A 14,528-nucleotide genomic window follows, 5' to 3' on the forward strand; every position below is an offset into this window, starting at 1 on the left:
CACGCCAGGCCCGGCCGAAACGTCAGACCAGCTTCGCCACGTCCAGGATCGCCTGCGCAAATGCGCGCGGCGCTTCCTGCGGCAGGTTGTGCCCGATGCCGCCGTCCAGATGGCGGTGTTCGTACCGACCCCTGAACTTCTTCGCATAGGCCTTCGGGTCGGGATGCGGTGCGCCGTTGGCGTCACCTTCCATCGTGATGGCCGGCACCGTCACGTCGGGAAAGGCGGCCAGTCGCCGTTCCAGGCTGGCGTAACGGTCCTCGCCCGGTGCTAGCCCCAGGCGCCAGCGGTAGTTGCCGACCGATATGGCAACGTGGTCGGGGTTGTCGAGCGAGCGCGCCGAGCGCGCGAACGTCGCGTCGTCGAACTGCCATTGCGGCGACGCCAGCTCCCAGATCAGCCGCGCGAACGCATGCGTGTTTTCCCGGTAACCGAGTTCGCCGCGCGGCGTGGCGAAGTAATACTGGTACCACCATTGCAGTTCCGCCTTGGGCGACAGAGGCTTGCGGTTGGCTTCCTGGCTGCCGATCAGGTAGCCGCTGACGGAAACCAGGCCAATGAACCGCTGTGGCCACAGCGCGGCCAGCGTGGTGGCAATCCGCGCGCCCCAGTCGAAGCCGGCCACGATCGCCTTGTCGATCTTCAGCGCATCGATGAACGCTACCGCATCCGCCGTGAAACTGGCCTGCTGGCCATTGCGCGGCGTGGCCACATCGAGGAACCGGGTCGTGCCATACCCGCGCAGGTGCGGGATGATCACGCGGTAGCCGGCGGCGGCGAGGATCGGCGCCACGTCGATGAAAGCGTGGATATCGTACGGCCAGCCATGGAACAGCACGACCGCTTGTCCGTCGGCGGGGCCTGTATCGACGTAGCCGACGTCCAGCAGGCCGGCGTGGATCTGCCGGATATCGGCAAAGGTATGGCTGGCCGGCGACATGCCGCCGGCCAGCGGCGGTGCGCCGGCCGGGGCCGCCGATGCGCTGCCGGCAAGGCCCAGCGGGGCCGCGGCAATACCGAGTGCCGCGGTGCCGAGGAAATTCCTGCGGCGGGGATTGAATCCTTCGTTCCTGACTGCTTCATCCATGGTCTGCTCCTTTGTCTGGGGGCGCAGCGCCGGAGACCGGCGGGCCTGTGCGGCGCTGCAACGGTTCCATTACACCGCCAGCACGTATCCGCGCGATGTCGGGACAGGAGCCATGCGCAATCCCATGTGTATCCGGCCGGCGTGGATACACCGGCATACAAATCCGCATGCGTGCGCTGATCGTCGCGCGACGCTGCGAAGATAGTCGCCTGCGAAAGGTGGCCAAAGGAGACAGATCGATGGATGCGTTACAGGAACGGGTGCTGGCCGAGCTGCGGCGCTATGCGGCCAACCGCCTGAAGGATGTGGCGCGGGGCGCCGAAACGCGCGAACTGGCGGGCCTGCTGGTGGAAAAATATGGCTACGGACTGGCGAAGGCCCTGGCGATCGCTGGCGAGCTGGCCGGCGTGCCGGCGCCGGACCTGGGACGGGAGATCGAACGTGTCGTGCTCGAGGTGGACCCGGACGCGGTGGAACACCGCAGCAGGCGGTGGGATGCGGCATCCGCCGGGCTGTCGTTGCCCCGCCGCGGGTAACTCTGTATTGAACCGTGTGTCGCGCCTACGGGGGCAGGCCGATCTCCGCGCATCGCTCGGCGAGCAGCGCGTGCAACTGCCGCACGGCGGGCGAAAATTGCCGCCGGTGCGGGCAGATCAGCTGCAACGGTGCCGCTTCGCCCGGCTGCGTGGGCAGCACGACCACGAGCCGGCCAGCGCGCACGTCGGCGCTGACGTCGAGCCACGATTTGTACGCGATGCCTTCGCCGGCGATGGCCCAGCGGCGCACCACGTCGGCGTCGTCGCTGGCCAGGGGCCATTCACGTGCACGGTGCGGCGGCCCTTGTCCGTCGGGAAGCCCCATCGGTCATACAGCCGCCCGCCCATGTGCCACAGCAGGCAGGAATGGCGCGCCAGCTCGTCCAGCGAAGCCGGCATGCCGCACTGCTCGAGGTACCCCGGCGCGGCCACGAGCACGCGCCGGTTGTCGGCGGCCACGGGCAGTGCCACGAAGCTTGCGTCGTCGATGCTGCCATAGCGCAGGGCGATGTCGACCGGGTCGCGGAACACATTCGTCAACCCGTCGGAGAACTGCACCCGCAGCGACAGCTTCGGGTGGTGGCGCCGGAACGCCGTCAGCCAGGGCAGCAGCACGTTGCGGCCGAAATCCGATGGCGCGGCGATCTGCAGGGTGCCGGACAGTGCATCGTCGCCGCGGCGCAGCTCGTCGCGGCCGCTGTGCAGCAGGGCGATCATGTCCTTGGCATAGGGCAGGTAGCGTTCACCCTCGTTCGTCAGGCGCAGGCTGCGCGTGGACCGGGCGAACAGGCGGGTGTCGAGATCCCGCTCGAGCCGCATGATGGCGGCGCTGACCTGGCCCGGCAGCAGGTTCGCTTCCCGCGCGGCCTGCGTGAAACTGCCGCAGGCGGCGGTGCGGACAAACAGGGACAGGTCTTCGAAGCGGATCATGCCACGTGATTTTCATTCGGCGAGAGAAAGTGCTACCCGATTATATGGGTTTTCAGCTTGCCACTCGCGCCATATGATGTTTCCAACCTGATCAATTGGAGCAAGACATGAAAGCGATTGTTTACACCGAACACGGCCTGCCGATCGACAGCGCGGCTTCGCTGGTCGAGATGGAGCTGCCGGACCCCATCCCCGGTCCGCGCGACCTGCTGGTCCGCGTCCACGCGGTCTCGGTGAATCCCGTCGACACGAAGGTGCGCCGCGGCGCCGCGGTCACCGCGCCGCGCGTGCTGGGCTGGGATGCCGCCGGCATCGTCGAAGCCGTGGGCAGCGACGTCACCGCCTTCAAGCCCGGCGACGAAGTGTATTACGCGGGTTCGCTGACCCGGCCGGGGTCGTACAGCGAATTGCACCTGGTCGACGAACGCATCGTCGGCCACAAGCCCAGGACATTGGGATTCGCCGATGCGGCCGCGTTGCCGCTGACATCTCTTACCGCATGGGAGCTGCTGTTCGACCGCCTGAAGGTCCCGGAAGAAGGTGGCAGCGGCCGCACGCTGCTGGTCATCGGCGCGGCCGGCGGTGTCGGTTCGATCCTCACGCAGCTGGCCAATGAACTGACGGGCCTGACGGTCATCGGCACGGCCTCCCGTCCGGAGACCAAGGAATGGGCTCGCGCGGCGGGCGCCCACCACGTCGTCGACCATGCAAAGCCGATGAAGGCCCAGTTGCAGGCGCTGGGCTTCGAGTACGCGGACATCGTCATCAGCCTCACGCATACCGACCAGCACTATGCCGACATCGTCGACATCCTCGCGCCGCAGGGCCAGTTCGCGCTGATCGACGACCCGGACACGCTGGACGCGATGCCGCTCAAGCGCAAGAGCATCTCGTTGCACTGGGAGCTGATGTTCACACGGTCGATGTATGAAACAGCCGACATGGCGCGCCAGCGCGAGATCCTCGACCGCGTGGCGGCGCTGGTCGACAGCGGCACGGTCAGGACGACCGTCGGCAAACACGTCGGCAAGATCGACGCGGTCAACCTGCGCCGCGCCCACGCGATCATCGAAAGCGGCAAGGCACGCGGCAAGCTCGTGCTGGCCGGCTTCTGACCACCGTTTGCGCGCCGCCGTCGGTTCCGCGTTGCCGGATCCGGCGGCGGCGCAGTACCATGCCCCGATTTGAACACCAGAAAGGAAAACACCCGATGGATATCGTTGCCAAGGCGCGCCAGCGCTACACCGTGAAATCGTACGACCGTGAACGCAAGGTCCCGGCGGACATCGTTGCCCAGCTGCGCGAAGTGCTGCGCCTCGCGCCGTCGTCGGTCAACTCCCAGCCATGGCATTTCGTCGTCGCCGCCACGCCGGAAGGCAAGGAGCGCATTGCCAGGGCCGCCGATGCCGGCTTCCAGTACAACGCGGCGAAGATTCGCGATGCGTCGCACGTGATCGTGCTGGCGACCAAGGTTGCACCGGACGAAGCGCAACTGGCTGCCGTGCTGGAACAGGAAGCAAAGGATGGCCGCTTCGTCAACGACGCGGCGAAATCATCGCAGCACGCAGGCCGTATGTCGTACACGAACCTGCACCGCTTCACGCAGAAGGATGTGCCGTTCTGGTATGAAAAGCAGACCTACATCGCGCTGGGCAACCTGCTGCAGGCCGCCGCGCTGCTCGACGTGGGGGCGACGCCGATGGAAGGTTTCAGTGCGGAAGTGCTGGACAAGGAACTGGGCCTGCGCGACAAGGGCTTTTCCGCCACCGTGATCGTCTCGCTGGGCTACAGCAGCGGCGAAGACTTCAATGCCAAGCTGCCCAAATCCCGCCTGCCGGCCGACCAGGTCTTCACCGACATCTGATACAGCGAAGCAAAACAGGGGACGTACCCCTGTTTCCAGGAAACTGTCGACATGCCATAGGGCCCACGGCCGTGCATGCGCGGCCTATCCTTAAAACAAGGGTACGTCCCCAGTTTTTCCTAGCGGATCAGTTGCTCGTGCAGCACGGCGGGCGCCTGTGCATACAGCTTGACGACGGTCGACGTGCGCGTGCCGTAGTCGGGCGACTCGATCCTGACCGCCGACAGCTGGCGCTCGCGCTCCAGCGGAATGCCAGTGTCCGGCAGCCGCTGGTCCGGCGCGCGCGTGGTATCGGCCAGCATCTCGAAATACGCTTCCTCCGGGGCGCCCAGGCACAGCAGGCTGGCGAATTGCGCCTTCGTGCGCACGACCTTCGGCCATGGTGCATCGAGCAATGCATTCGACAGGCCGTAGACGCCCGGCGCCAGCGGCTGCCCGTTGCGCGGGTCGGCATCGCCGCGGTTCGAGAACCACACGAGTTCCGCGCCGTCGCACAGCACGAGGTTGAAGCCGTTGTAGGCCTGGGCGCCGGGGCGGATCTGTTCGACGTAGTCGCGCGCGCTCATCGTCGCCGACAGAAAATTCGACACCAGCATGCCGCGCGATGGCGCCTGCGGGTTGAAGTCATGCGGCGCGCGGATGTTGGTGATGGCGGCAAAGCGCGACGGCGCCTGGCCCGCATCCTCGATCGGCGCCAGCGCGCCGCCCTGGCAACGCGCGCGCAGTGGCGACAGGCGTTGCAGTGCGTCGGCCGGCCACTGGCACTCGGGGCCGTCCGGGCGCGTCACGCCCATCCAGCTGCCGCCGGCCTTCAGGTCGCGGCCGGCGATCACCTGCGGGTTATCGTCCCACGGCGCGGCCGCGGCGCTGGCGCGGTCGTAGTATTCATCGCGGTTGGCGGCGGCGATCAGCGGCACGCCGGGTACCACGCGCCAGGCGAAAACGATCAGGCACATGAGGAGATATCCATGAACACTTCGGTATGTCGGGGGCCGGCAACGAGCGGGCCCAGGTTCGACGCATCGGCGGCGTGCGCCAGCGCGTCCGTGAAATCGGGCAGGGTGGCCGGGTAGACCTCCATCCACGTCTGCATGCCGCCGGTGCTTTCCGGGCGGCGTTTCAGTTGCGGGGCCACGCCATGCGCGGCCGCCAGTTGCGCCTGCATGACGCGCACGCGGGGCAGCAACTGTCCCGCGTCCTCGTCGCGGACGCGGTAATAGACATACAGGTCCATCAGACGTCCAGCTTGTCCAGCACGTACGGGAGCGGCTGGAACTTGAGCGCCGGGCCATCGGCCGCGCCGGCCCGCACATCGCCGGCTTCCAGCGCATCGAGCTTCATCTCGACGAGGGCGTCGACGCCGCCGGCACCATTCGGTACCGCGTTGACGACCATGCCGCAAGGCTGGCCCGGGTCCGCCGGGGTGAAGACCTCGCTGCCGGCGGCGATGCCGGCGGCGTCGATGGTCGCCAGCGCCGTGCGGCGCTTCAGCTTGCCCAGGTACTGGCTGCGCGCCACGATTTCCTGCCCCGGATAGCAACCCTTCTTGAAATTCACGCCGCCCAGCAGCTCGAAATTGATCATCTGGGGCACGAACTGTTCCTGCGTGGCCGCGGCGATCAGCGGTACGCCGGCGTGGATGTCCGACAGGCGCCAGGCGTCATTGCCGGCCACGACGAGCCGGTCGGCCAGCTCCGGCGCGACCGTGGCGACGGTTTCCGGCAGGGCCAGCCACAGGTAGCGCGGTGCGCCGAACGCATCGGCTACGCGCAGCAGCGTGCCGAGCGGGTGATCCAGCTTCGTGTACGGTGCCGGCGGCAGCGCATCGAACCACGTTTGCAGCACGGCCTCCGCCAGCGCGCCGCCCAGGCCCAGCGTCACGCGAGCCTGCGTCACGTCCGCCGCCTTGGTCTTCGCGCGCAGCACGAACATCTGCAGGCGTTTCTGCACGGCCGGCTGGATGTCGCTTGCCAGTTGCAGGTAGATGGACTGCTCGTCCTTCCACATCAGGAAGCTGGCCAGCAGCCGCCCCTTCGGCGAGCAGTAGCCAGCCAGGCGCACGTCGTTCGCACCAAGATGCTCGACATCGTTGGTCAGCTGCGAATGCAGGAACGTGGCCGAGTCGTCGCCGGTGAAGGCGATCAGACCCAGGTCCGTCACGGGTGCCACGAAGCCGGCGGCCAGCGTGCCGGGCGTTGGCGTTTCGGCCGGCTGGCCGAGAAGTTGATTCCAGGTGGTCATATAGTTGGATACTTTGGCTACGAATTGCACACTGAGTGCGCTTGAAAGCATTATCATTACGGGCTCATTATAAAGATCCCGCGCCAAACGCGCCGGCCACCCCCAAAACGGGTCGCGCGGCCCCGCGCGGGCACACACGACATGGCATTCATCACAAAAACGATCGCGCTGGGCGTGCTGGTCGCCGCCGCCGCGGCAGGCGGATTCGCCTGGTGGTCGAAGCAGCCCATCGTTGGCGAGGGAGACAACATCCCGTTTACGATCAACAAGGGCAGCGGTGCCCACGCAGCCGGCCAGCAGATCGCCGAAGCGGGCGTGCCGATCCAGCCGCTGCTGTTCAACCTGCTGGCGCGCTTTACGGGCAAGAGCGGCAACTTGAAGGCCGGCTCGTACGAACTGAAGCCCGGCACCACGCCGCTGCGGCTGATCGACCAGCTGGTGCGCGGCGAGTTCGCCCAGGAATCGCTGACGATCATCGAAGGCTGGACGTTCCGCCAGATGCGCCAGGCGATCGCCGCGCACAAGGGCCTGAAGCATGACACGCTCGGCCTGTCCGACAACGAGCTGATGGAAAAGATCGGCTCCACCTACAAGCAGCCCGAAGGCCTGTTCTTCCCGGACACGTACCTGTTCGCGAAGGGCGCGTCCGAGCTGCAGATCTACCGGCAGGCGCACACCGCGCTGCTGGAGCACCTCGATGCCGCCTGGGCGCAGCGGGCGCCGGACCTGCCGTACAAGGACAAGTACCAGGCGCTGACGATGGCATCGATCGTGGAAAAGGAAACGGGGCAAAAGTCCGAGCGGGCCATGATCGCCTCGGTCTTCGTGAACCGGCTGAAGCTGGGCATGATGCTGCAGACCGATCCCACCGTGATCTACGGGCTCGGTGAAAAATTCGACGGCAACATCCGCAAGAAGGACCTGGAAACGGACACCCCGTACAATACGTATACCCGTAACGGCTTGCCGCCCACGCCGATCGCCCTGCCGGGCCTGCAGTCGCTGGGCGCGGCGCTGGCGCCGGCAAAGTCGGAAGCACTGTATTTTGTTTCCCGTGGCAACGGCACGAGCCAGTTTTCCGATAACCTGCCCGACCATAACCGGGCGGTCAACCAGTACCAGCGCAAGCAATGACGGATGCAATGAAGTACGCAGCGACGCACGCAACCATGGACGCAACAGCGAACGCAACGACGCAGGCCACGATGGCGGCAACCCCATCGGCACGCGGCCGTTTCATTACGTTCGAAGGCATCGACGGTGCCGGCAAGTCCACGCATATCCAGTATGTCGCGGAACTCCTTCGCGCGCGCGGCGTGGAACTCGTCAGTTCGCGCGAACCGGGCGGCACGCCGCTGGGCGAAAAACTGCGCGAGCTGGTCTTGCACGAAGCGATGCACCTGGAAACCGAGGCGCTGCTCGTCTTCGCCAGCCGCCGCGAGCACATCGCGCAAGTGATCGAACCGGCCCTGGCGCGCGGTGCCTGGGTGATTTCCGACCGGTTTACCGACGCCAGCTTTGCCTACCAGGGCGGCGGCCGTGGCCTGGAACTCGTCAAGCTCGACACGCTGGCGAACTGGGTGCACCCGGAACTGTGGCCCGACCTGACGATCCTCTTCGACGTACCGCTCGAGATCGCGCGCGCCCGGCTCGACGCCACGCGCCAGCTCGACAGGTTCGAGAAGGAGAAGGCCGACTTCTTCCTCGCCGCCCGCAATGAATACCTGCGCCGCGCCGCGCAGGAGCCGGGGCGCTTCCGCGTGATCGATTCCACGCAGTCGATCGAGGCCATCCGCCTGCAACTGGCGGACATCGTCGGCGCACTGGAGTGAGCATGGAAACGAGTTCCGCCATTTATCCCTGGCAGCAGGACGCCTGGCTGGCGTTGCAGCAGATCCGCCAGCGCATGCCGCACGCGGTGCTGTTCCACGGCCCCGCGGGCATCGGCAAGGCCGACTTCATCGAGCACTTTGCCCAGGCGCTGTTGTGCGAGGATGTGCGCGCCGACGGCCACCCGTGCAACGCCTGTGCCTCGTGCGGGTGGTTCGTGCAGCAAAGCCACCCGGACTTTCGCCGCATCCGGCCCGAAGCGTTCGACGAGGATGGCGCCGGCGACGGCGAGGAGGGCGAGGAAAAGAAGAAAGCCAGGGCACCCTCGAAGGAAATCAAGATCGAGCAGGTGCGCCAGCTGGCCGACTTCATGAACATCTCCACGCACCGGCAGGGCTTGCGGGTGGTGGTGCTGTACCCGGCCGAGGCGCTGAACATGCCTGCCTCGAACGCGCTGCTGAAAACGCTGGAAGAGCCGCCGCCGGGGACCGTGTTCCTGCTGTCATCGAACAGCCTGGACCGACTGTTGCCGACGATCCTGTCGCGCTGCCGCAAGTTTACGCTCACGATGCCGCCTCATGCCGACGCGCTGGCGTGGCTGGAATCGCAAGGCGTGGCGCAGGCCGACGGCTGGCTGAGCGAGCAGGGCGGTGCCCCGCTTGCCGCGCTGGCGCAGGCGGAAACCGGCAACCGCGAGGACATGGACACGCTGCTGCAATACCTGGCCCATCCATCCGTCGACACGGCGCTGCGCACGGCGGACAAGATGCAGAAGGTACCGCTCACGTCGGTGGTCGCATGGCAGCAGCGCTGGCTGTACGACCTGTTCTCGCTGAAGCTGTCGGGCCGCATCCGCTACTATCCCCGCTACCAGCGCGAATTGAAGGGACTGTCGGACCGGGTGCCCGTGTCAAGCCTGCTGGCCGCGATCAAGGGCACGGCCGAGCGGCGCGCCACGTCGGACCATCCGCTGTCGCCGAAGCTGTTCCTCGAAGACATGCTGCTCGACTATACGTCCTGCTGCGGCTGATGCACCGATGAGCACGCGCCCACCCGATCCCGCCAGCGCGGCCAATGCCGCCGGCCCGCCCACGCGGCCGGCCGTGCTGTCGCTGGCGATCAAGGAAAAGGCGGCGCTGTACGCGGCATACATGCCGTTCCTGAAGAACGGCGGCATTTTCGTGCCGACCACCCGCACCTACAACATCGGCGACGAGATCTACCTGATCCTGTCGCTGATGGATGACCAGGCCAGGTACCCGATTGCCGGCAAGGTCGTGTGGATCACGCCGGCCGGTGCGAACAACAACAAGGCGCAGGGCATCGGCGTCCATTTCCCGGACGACGAGGTGGGCCAGCGCACCCGCGCGCGCATCGAGGAGATCCTCGGCGCGGCCCTGCGCTCTTCCCGCGCCACCCATACACTCTGAACCAGCACTTCACCTCATCTTCATGTCTTTCCGCCACCGCATCGCCACCCTGGACGACCTGCCGACCATCGTCGCCATCTATAACAGCACCATCGCCTCGCGCGAAGTCACCGCGGACACGGAGCCGGTCTCCGTCGAGTCACGGCTGAACTGGTTCCACGACCACCAGCCCGAACGCCGGCCGCTGTGGGTCATCGAGCGTGCCGACGATACGTCGGACCAGCCCGAGATCCTCGGCTGGATCTCCTACTCGAATTTCTATGGCCGCCCCGCGTATTCCGGCACGGCCGAGGTGTCGATCTACATCCACGAAGCATGGCGCGGCAAGGGCATCGGCCGCTACGCGCTGACCGAAGCCATTGCCTTCGCCCCGCAGGTGAACGTGCACACCGTACTGGGCTTCATCTTCGGCCACAACGGCGCCAGCCTGGCACTGTTCCGCAAGTTCGGCTTCGAGGAGTGGGCACATTTTCCCCGCGTGGCCAACCTCGACGGCGTGGAACGCGACCTGATCATCCTCGGCAAGCGCGTCGCCTGAGCAACTGTTTCCAGAAAACCGGTGACAGTCACCGGTTTATTTGAAATGTTTCTGGAAAACCGGTGACAGCCACCTATTTTTCGGGAACATTCCCGGTGGATGAGAGCCAGTCACCGGTTTTCCGCGCATCGGCTACAATCAAGCCATGTTTATTGATTCGCATTGCCATATCGATTTCCCGGAGCTGGCAGCCCGGATGCCGGAACTGCGCGCCAAGATGGCGGAAAACAAGGTGACGCACGCGTTGTGCGTCTCCGTCGACCTGCCCGACTTTCCCCGCGTGCTCGCGCTGGCCGAGCAATATCCGAATATCTATGCGTCCGTCGGTGTCCATCCCGACTATGAAGAGACGCCGGAGCCCACCGTCGAGCAGCTCGTCGCGCTGGCCCGGCACCCGAAGATCGTTGCCATCGGCGAGACGGGGCTCGACTATTACCGCCTCGAAGGCGACCTCGAATGGCAGCGCGAGCGCTTCCGCACGCATATCCGCGCCTCGCGCGCATCGGGCAAGCCCCTGATCATCCATACGCGCTCGGCCAGCGAGGACACGATCCGCATCATGCGCGAGGAGGGCGCGGGCACCGACAACGGCGGCGTGGCCGGCGTCATGCACTGCTTCACCGAGTCGCTCGAAGTGGCCAGGGCATCGATGGCCATGGGCTTCTATATCTCGTTCTCGGGCATCGTCACGTTCAAGAGCGCGAAGGAACTGCAGGCGGTGGCGCTAGAAGTCCCGCTGGACAGGATGCTGATCGAAACCGATTCGCCCTACCTGGCGCCGGTGCCGTACCGTGGCAGGATGAATGAACCCGGCTATGTGGCCCATGTGGGCGAGTTCATCGCAAAGCTGAAAGGCGTCACGGTCGAGGAAGTGGCGGCGGCAACCACCGCCAACTTCTTCAAACTGTTCTCGGCGGCGAGCGCGTGATGCGAAACGCACTGCGCACGCTTGCCAAACGCCTGCGAAAGATGCGCTCCCGCCTGCGCAACCGCATCGCGCTGCGGCTCGGTATCGCCACGGTGGCCGTGGCGTCGGCGATCGCCCCGGCGTCGGTTGCCCACGCCGATGATGCAGTCTCCTTTTTCCGCGCCGCCCAGGTGAATGACGCGGGGCGCATCAAGCCGCTGCTGTCGCGTGGCCTCGACCCGAACGTGCGCGAACCGGAGCGGGGCGAGACGGGCATGATCGTTGCCCTGCGCAACGATGCGATGGCCGTGTTCCAGCTGCTGCTGGCGCAGCCGAAGATCGACCTGGAAGCCCGGGCCGGCAACGGCAACACGGCCCTGATGATGGCCGCCTTCAAGAACAACATGCCGGCGGTGAAGGCGCTGCTGGCAAAGGGCGCCCAGGTCAACCGCCCCGGCTGGACCGCGCTGCACTACGCCGCCGCGGCCGGCGCGCTCGACATCGTGCGCGTGCTGCTCGATCACCACGCCTACATCGACGCCGAATCGCCCACGAAAATGACGCCGCTGATGCTGGCCGCCCGCGAGGGGCAGGAAGACGCCGTCAAGCTGCTGCTGCAGGAAGGCGCGGACGCCAGCCTGCGCGACAGCGGGTTCGGCATCGACGCCGCCGAATTCGCCGAGCGGGCCGAGAAGCCGTGGATCGCCAAGGCCATCCGCCAGTACCAAGCCGAACAGGTCATGGCGCGCTGACGTCCTTCAGCGGCCCGGCCTGCGCACAGTCCGGCATGCAGGTCGGCACGCAACCGATCGAATTGGGCCACTTTTCCCGTCAACCTCGGCGTTTTGCCCGGGCAACTCGTTGCACATAATATCGGTGTCGCCACGAGAAGGAAATGCCATGCTGTCCGAACGCGAACTCGAGAGTTGCTACCTGGGCCAGTTCATCCCCGTTCACTACCATCACAACATGCTGATGGACACGAACCGCATGCACAGTTTCCGCGCGGCGATCGAATACGTCGTGCAACCGGGCATGAAGGTACTGGAACTGGGCGGTGGCACGGGCGCGCTGTCGTTCTTCGCGGCGCAGCGCGCCGAGAAGGTGTATTGCGTGGATTTCAACCCGGACATGGTGCAGGAAGCACGCCGCTTCCTGGCGCTGAACCGCTGCGCCGGCAAGGTCGAAGTGATCCATGCCGATGCCTTCGAATACCTGCCGCCGGAACCCGTTGACGTTGTCATTTGCGAGATGATCCACGTGGCGATGCTGCGTGAAAAGCAGGTCGAGGTCATTGAAAACTTCAAGCGGCGCTATGCGCAGAAGTTCGGCGGCCCGCTGCCGGTCTTCCTGCCCGAGGCCGTGCTGATGGCTGCCCAGCCATTGCAGCAGGAATACGACTTCGAAGGCTTCCATGCGCCGATCGTGCAGTTCCAGCAGCCCGCCATCGCCCAGCCGGGCACGGTGGAGATGGCCCAGCCGGCCGTGTATTCAGTGATCGATTTCACCCAGGCGAACGACACCAGCTACCGCTGGGAGGGCAAGTTCGTCATCGACCGCGACGGCACCGTCAATGCGATCCGCTTCATCACAAAGAACATCCTGTCCGTCGTGCAGGAACGGGCCAGTACGATCGACTGGCTGAACCACTACATGTCCCTGCCACTGGAGCAGCCGGTGCGTGCCAGGGCAGGCGACGTGCTGCAGGTCGGCTTTGCCTACCGGGCTGGCGGTTCGATTCAGTCCTTGCAGGCCCGCCTGACAGCCCACGTGCTGTACCAGGCCGCGCTGCAACCGCAGGTCGTGGCCTACGCCTGACCGTTCATCGCCCGTATTCCGCCGTCCGTCGCAGCGTCGTTGAGCCACGCGGCCGGGCCGGCACCATGGCTGCTTCGATAATCGTCGCGAGGACGCCATGGTGGGCTTCATCCTGTGGGTGGTGCTGTTGCTGGTCTGCTGGCCGCTGGCCCTGCTGGCGCTGCTGCTGTATCCGGTCGTCTGGCTGCTGTTGCTGCCGTTCCGGCTGATCGGCATCGGCGTCGATGCCGTGTTCGAACTGCTGCGCGCGGTGGTGATGCTGCCCGCGCGCGTGCTCGGCGGCGGGCGGCGCTGAGCCTAGAATCCGACGAGGAAGCCGGCGCCCAGCGACATCTGCGAGTAGTTGTAGTCGATCAGGCTCTGGCCATAGCCGGAGAAGAACTGTACATACCCCTTCAGGTTCGACCGCAGCGGCGTCGCCCAGCCCAGCTGCAGCGCGCCATGGTCCGTGTGCAGGTTGCGCCGCGCCAGCAGCGAATACTCGGTGCCGCCGTCGCGGTAGACGAGCCGCAGGTCCCCATGGCCCATGAAGTCGGTGATGTCCAGGTTGTCGTTGTCTGAGCGTGAATTGTCCAGCCGCTTCCAGATCCGCGCCGTCACGGCCAGCTTGCCGTATTCGGCGCCCAGTTCCCCATACACGCGGTTCCAGCTGCGCGACAGCGTCGCCGTCTGGCCGTTCGACTGGTGCACGAAGCCCAGGCCCGCATAGCGGAAGTCCACGCCGCCCAGCCACTTGCCGATCGGCGCGATGGCCATGATCTCCGGCTGGTAGTTGGTTTCGCGGAACGGGCTCGATTCGTCCCGGTTGTATGCCTGCCAGAAGCTTTGCTGCGTGTAGCCGAACCACAGGTCGACCGGCGAGCCGGCGATCGTTTCCAGCATCTTCATCTTGAACGACAGCTGGTACGCCAGTTCCACGTGCTTCGCATCGATGCCCCGGGCGTCACTTCGTTGAAGGGCGCATCGTTGGTACTGTTGCTGTAGTTGGCCAGCAGCAGGTAGTTGTCGCGGTGCGGCCGGAAATTGAACACGCCGCGCTTGCTGTCCTGGTCCAGCTCCCACAGCGGTACCTGCACCGATACCACCGGCTGTTCGGCGGCCGGCGCGTTCGCGTCGACCGGTTTCGCCACGGGCCCGCCGGGGAAGGCACCCTGCTGCTGGTCCGGATTGGCCGACGGCGCGGCAGCGGCGACGGGCGCCGCATCCTGCGCGCGGTTGGCGAGCGCATCGTAGCAGCCTAGGCGCTCGGTCGGATCGGCCAGCAGCGCGCAGCGGCCCAGCGCCGGGTCGACGGCGGCAGGAACGGTCTGCGCCAGGACTGCGCAAGGAGAGAGGACCAGCAAGGCC

The 14,528-nt window shown here is 66.1% G+C and carries 18 protein-coding genes and 1 pseudogene; 12 read left to right on the top strand and 7 right to left on the bottom strand.

Annotated features, from left to right (window positions below; translation table 11 throughout):
- Positions 1-22: 22 nt before the first annotated feature.
- Complete coding sequence (locus tag EWM63_RS28730; RefSeq protein ID WP_130189569.1) at positions 23-1,087, bottom strand: alpha/beta fold hydrolase; 1,065 nt, start codon at positions 1,085-1,087, stop codon at positions 23-25.
- A gap of 239 nt (positions 1,088-1,326) precedes the next feature.
- Between EWM63_RS28730 and EWM63_RS28735 the strand changes: the two genes are divergently transcribed.
- Positions 1,327-1,623 (top strand): hypothetical protein, encoded by a 297-nt coding sequence (locus EWM63_RS28735; RefSeq protein ID WP_130189570.1) that lies wholly within the window; start codon positions 1,327-1,329, stop codon positions 1,621-1,623.
- 25 nt (positions 1,624-1,648) lie between these two features.
- On the opposite strand, the pseudogene EWM63_RS28740 reads toward EWM63_RS28735, so the two are convergent.
- Positions 1,649-2,553 (bottom strand): annotated as a pseudogene (locus tag EWM63_RS28740) (LysR family transcriptional regulator).
- Positions 2,554-2,660: 107 nt separating this feature from the next.
- On the opposite strand from EWM63_RS28740, the gene EWM63_RS28745 reads away from it, so the two are divergent.
- The gene (locus EWM63_RS28745) at positions 2,661-3,668 is read left to right on the top strand and encodes a zinc-binding alcohol dehydrogenase family protein (RefSeq protein WP_130189571.1); all 1,008 of its coding nucleotides are present in this window, start codon (positions 2,661-2,663) and stop codon (positions 3,666-3,668) included.
- 95 nt (positions 3,669-3,763) lie between these two features.
- Positions 3,764-4,417, top strand: coding sequence for an oxygen-insensitive NAD(P)H nitroreductase (gene nfsB / locus EWM63_RS28750; protein WP_130189572.1), 654 nt, complete (start codon positions 3,764-3,766; stop codon positions 4,415-4,417).
- A 119-nt stretch (positions 4,418-4,536) separates the two neighbouring features.
- On the opposite strand, the gene EWM63_RS28755 is transcribed toward nfsB, so the two are convergent.
- From EWM63_RS28755 to ygfZ, 3 genes are read right to left on the bottom strand one after another with little or no spacing between them, the layout of a single operon-like run.
- A complete protein-coding gene (locus EWM63_RS28755) occupies positions 4,537-5,373 on the bottom strand; it encodes an NRDE family protein (protein WP_130189573.1) in 837 nt (278 codons plus the stop codon).
- Positions 5,364-5,651 carry a DUF4936 family protein gene (locus EWM63_RS28760; protein ID WP_130189574.1) on the bottom strand — a complete coding sequence of 96 codons (288 nt, stop codon included), beginning with the start codon at positions 5,649-5,651 and terminating at the stop codon, positions 5,364-5,366. The genes EWM63_RS28755 and EWM63_RS28760 overlap by 10 nt, the downstream gene beginning before the upstream one ends.
- Positions 5,651-6,658, bottom strand: a complete 1,008-nt coding sequence (gene ygfZ, locus EWM63_RS28765) for a CAF17-like 4Fe-4S cluster assembly/insertion protein YgfZ (protein ID WP_130189575.1) — start codon at positions 6,656-6,658, stop codon at positions 5,651-5,653. Before ygfZ ends, EWM63_RS28760 begins: the two co-directional genes overlap by 1 nt.
- Positions 6,659-6,799: 141 nt before the next feature.
- On the opposite strand from ygfZ, the gene mltG reads away from it, so the two are divergent.
- The 9 genes from mltG (at position 6,800) to EWM63_RS28810 (ending at position 13,476) form a co-directional block, all read left to right on the top strand.
- Complete coding sequence (gene mltG / locus EWM63_RS28770) at positions 6,800-7,792, top strand: endolytic transglycosylase MltG (RefSeq protein ID WP_130189576.1); 993 nt, start codon at positions 6,800-6,802, stop codon at positions 7,790-7,792.
- 35 nt (positions 7,793-7,827) lie between these two features.
- Positions 7,828-8,490 carry a dTMP kinase gene (gene tmk, locus EWM63_RS28775; RefSeq protein WP_371861156.1) on the top strand — a complete coding sequence of 221 codons (663 nt, stop codon included), beginning with the start codon at positions 7,828-7,830 and terminating at the stop codon, positions 8,488-8,490.
- A 2-nt stretch (positions 8,491-8,492) separates the two neighbouring features.
- Complete coding sequence (locus EWM63_RS28780; protein ID WP_130189577.1) at positions 8,493-9,518, top strand: DNA polymerase III subunit delta'; 1,026 nt, start codon at positions 8,493-8,495, stop codon at positions 9,516-9,518.
- 7 nt (positions 9,519-9,525) lie between these two features.
- Entirely contained in the window at positions 9,526-9,918 is a 393-nt protein-coding gene (locus tag EWM63_RS28785; protein WP_130189578.1) for a PilZ domain-containing protein, read from the top strand.
- 22 nt (positions 9,919-9,940) lie between these two features.
- Positions 9,941-10,456, top strand: coding sequence for a GNAT family N-acetyltransferase (locus EWM63_RS28790; RefSeq protein ID WP_130189579.1), 516 nt, complete (start codon positions 9,941-9,943; stop codon positions 10,454-10,456).
- Positions 10,457-10,601: 145 nt separating this feature from the next.
- On the top strand, positions 10,602-11,384 hold the full coding sequence (locus EWM63_RS28795; RefSeq protein WP_130189580.1) for a TatD family hydrolase: 783 nt from the start codon (positions 10,602-10,604) through the stop codon (positions 11,382-11,384).
- Positions 11,384-12,115, top strand: coding sequence for an ankyrin repeat domain-containing protein (locus tag EWM63_RS28800; RefSeq protein WP_229488002.1), 732 nt, complete (start codon positions 11,384-11,386; stop codon positions 12,113-12,115). The genes EWM63_RS28795 and EWM63_RS28800 overlap by 1 nt, the downstream gene beginning before the upstream one ends.
- A 148-nt stretch (positions 12,116-12,263) precedes the next feature.
- The gene (locus tag EWM63_RS28805; protein ID WP_130189581.1) at positions 12,264-13,181 is read left to right on the top strand and encodes a class I SAM-dependent methyltransferase; all 918 of its coding nucleotides are present in this window, start codon (positions 12,264-12,266) and stop codon (positions 13,179-13,181) included.
- Between the two features lie 97 nt (positions 13,182-13,278).
- A complete protein-coding gene (locus EWM63_RS28810; protein WP_130189582.1) occupies positions 13,279-13,476 on the top strand; it encodes a hypothetical protein in 198 nt (65 codons plus the stop codon).
- A 2-nt stretch (positions 13,477-13,478) separates the two neighbouring features.
- On the opposite strand, the gene EWM63_RS32700 is transcribed toward EWM63_RS28810, so the two are convergent.
- Positions 13,479-14,099 carry a phospholipase A gene (locus tag EWM63_RS32700; RefSeq protein WP_229487563.1) on the bottom strand — a complete coding sequence of 207 codons (621 nt, stop codon included), beginning with the start codon at positions 14,097-14,099 and terminating at the stop codon, positions 13,479-13,481.
- On the bottom strand, positions 14,066-14,524 hold the full coding sequence (locus tag EWM63_RS32705; protein WP_229487565.1) for a phospholipase A: 459 nt from the start codon (positions 14,522-14,524) through the stop codon (positions 14,066-14,068). The genes EWM63_RS32700 and EWM63_RS32705 overlap by 34 nt, the downstream gene beginning before the upstream one ends.
- Between the last annotated feature and the right edge of the window lie 4 nt (positions 14,525-14,528).

The organism is Pseudoduganella lutea (assembly GCF_004209755.1).
Classification (GTDB): Bacteria; Pseudomonadota; Gammaproteobacteria; order Burkholderiales; family Burkholderiaceae_D; genus Rugamonas; species Rugamonas lutea.

Excerpts from the sequence above, each read along its gene's own strand:
- EWM63_RS28730 (WP_130189569.1), bottom strand. The coding sequence starts at position 1,087 with ATGGATGAAGCAGTCAGGAACGAAGGATTCAATCCCCGCCGCAGGAAT.
- EWM63_RS28735 (WP_130189570.1), top strand. The coding sequence starts at position 1,327 with ATGGATGCGTTACAGGAACGGGTGCTGGCCGAGCTGCGGCGCTATGCG.
- EWM63_RS28745 (WP_130189571.1), top strand. The coding sequence starts at position 2,661 with ATGAAAGCGATTGTTTACACCGAACACGGCCTGCCGATCGACAGCGCG.
- nfsB (WP_130189572.1), top strand. The coding sequence starts at position 3,764 with ATGGATATCGTTGCCAAGGCGCGCCAGCGCTACACCGTGAAATCGTAC.
- EWM63_RS28755 (WP_130189573.1), bottom strand. The coding sequence starts at position 5,373 with ATGTGCCTGATCGTTTTCGCCTGGCGCGTGGTACCCGGCGTGCCGCTG.
- EWM63_RS28760 (WP_130189574.1), bottom strand. The coding sequence starts at position 5,651 with ATGGACCTGTATGTCTATTACCGCGTCCGCGACGAGGACGCGGGACAG.
- ygfZ (WP_130189575.1), bottom strand. The coding sequence starts at position 6,658 with ATGACCACCTGGAATCAACTTCTCGGCCAGCCGGCCGAAACGCCAACG.
- mltG (WP_130189576.1), top strand. The coding sequence starts at position 6,800 with ATGGCATTCATCACAAAAACGATCGCGCTGGGCGTGCTGGTCGCCGCC.
- tmk (WP_371861156.1), top strand. The coding sequence starts at position 7,828 with ATGGACGCAACAGCGAACGCAACGACGCAGGCCACGATGGCGGCAACC.
- EWM63_RS28780 (WP_130189577.1), top strand. The coding sequence starts at position 8,493 with ATGGAAACGAGTTCCGCCATTTATCCCTGGCAGCAGGACGCCTGGCTG.
- EWM63_RS28785 (WP_130189578.1), top strand. The coding sequence starts at position 9,526 with ATGAGCACGCGCCCACCCGATCCCGCCAGCGCGGCCAATGCCGCCGGC.
- EWM63_RS28790 (WP_130189579.1), top strand. The coding sequence starts at position 9,941 with ATGTCTTTCCGCCACCGCATCGCCACCCTGGACGACCTGCCGACCATC.
- EWM63_RS28795 (WP_130189580.1), top strand. The coding sequence starts at position 10,602 with ATGTTTATTGATTCGCATTGCCATATCGATTTCCCGGAGCTGGCAGCC.
- EWM63_RS28800 (WP_229488002.1), top strand. The coding sequence starts at position 11,384 with ATGCGAAACGCACTGCGCACGCTTGCCAAACGCCTGCGAAAGATGCGC.
- EWM63_RS28805 (WP_130189581.1), top strand. The coding sequence starts at position 12,264 with ATGCTGTCCGAACGCGAACTCGAGAGTTGCTACCTGGGCCAGTTCATC.
- EWM63_RS28810 (WP_130189582.1), top strand. The coding sequence starts at position 13,279 with ATGGTGGGCTTCATCCTGTGGGTGGTGCTGTTGCTGGTCTGCTGGCCG.